Raw genomic sequence first — 1,307 nt, 5'->3', positions numbered from 1 at the left:
CCAACTGAGCTATGCCGGCTCTTTCTTAGTGTTTCGTACGTTTCGTATCGGAACGGTGTGCAGTTTAGCAAAACTTAGAATCGATGCAAGTGCTTTTTTAAAAAAAACCGTTAAAAACTCATAAAATCAATCCGTTTGACGATAATTCAACCGCTTTGATCACTGCGCGAGCTTTTATTTGGGTTTCATTCCACTCAGATTCAGGATTTGAGTCTGCAACAAGCCCTGCTCCAGCCTGCACATATACCTTTTTATCGCGAATAACACAGGTTCGGATAGCAATCGACATGTCCATTTCCCCATGCCAGCCTAAATAACCAACAGCACCACCAAATACACCACGTTTTACTGGCTCAACTTCGTCAATAATTTCCATGGCACGTATTTTTGGTGCACCTGAAAGGGTTCCTGCTGGGAAAGTGGCTTTAAACACATCTAAGGCATCAATATCATCACGCACCTCACCCTGCACATTGGACACAATATGCATAACATGCGAATAACGCTCGATCACCATACGGTCTGTCACTTGCACTTTACCAATCTTGGATACACGCCCCACATCATTACGCCCAAGATCAATCAACATCAGATGCTCAGCAATCTCTTTTTCATCTGCCAATAAATCTTGTTCTAATGCCAGATCTTCTTCTTTGGTTTTACCGCGTGGTCGTGTCCCCGCCAAAGGACGTACTGTCGCAATCCCATTTTCGAGACGAGACAAAATCTCTGGTGATGAACCAACAATATGAAAAGGCTTTTGATCTGTCAGCGTCTGGCCTTGTACCAGAAATAAATAAGGCGATGGATTCAAATGGCGCAATGCACGGTAAACCTGTAAAGCTTCGCCATCAAAGTCAGACACCATACGCTGACCAGGCACTACCTGCATTACATCCCCAGCACGGATGTATTCCTTCACCTTATCCACGGTTTCCAGAAACTTTTCCTTGCCCGTAATCGATTCAAAATGCGGCGCGGTATGTGGTTTTGCTTGCAGACTCACTGGTGTTGCAAGTAATTGTTCTAGCTGATCCAGCTTAGCTTGTGCTTTGTTATAGGCATCTGGCTCATTTACATCAGCATGATGGATCAAGAACAAAGTATCTTTTAAATTATCAAAGACAATGACGGTTTGAGACAGCATCAACCATAGATCAGGTAAGGTCACTGGATCAGCAGCAGGTACATTCTTCAGTTTTGGCTCAATATAACGAACAGCGTCATAACCCAAATAACCCACCAGACCACCGGTAAAACTTGGTAGATCAGGTAGCTCGGTTTTGCTTGGAACTTTAAATTGACTT

1 protein-coding gene is annotated in these 1,307 nt (G+C 43.7%); it reads right to left on the bottom strand.

All coding sequences use genetic code 11. The features are described from left to right. Window positions 1–118: 118 nt before the first annotated feature. On the bottom strand, window positions 119–1,307 hold a 1,189-nt coding region (locus tag AWW72_RS17800), incomplete at its 5' end, for an anthranilate synthase component I family protein (RefSeq protein WP_062848201.1).

This window comes from Acinetobacter sp. NRRL B-65365, from assembly GCF_001605865.1.
GTDB lineage: Bacteria > Pseudomonadota > Gammaproteobacteria > Pseudomonadales > Moraxellaceae > Acinetobacter > Acinetobacter vivianii.
Note: the sequence above shows the minus strand (reverse complement) of the source record. Positions and strands in the feature narration are given on the sequence as shown.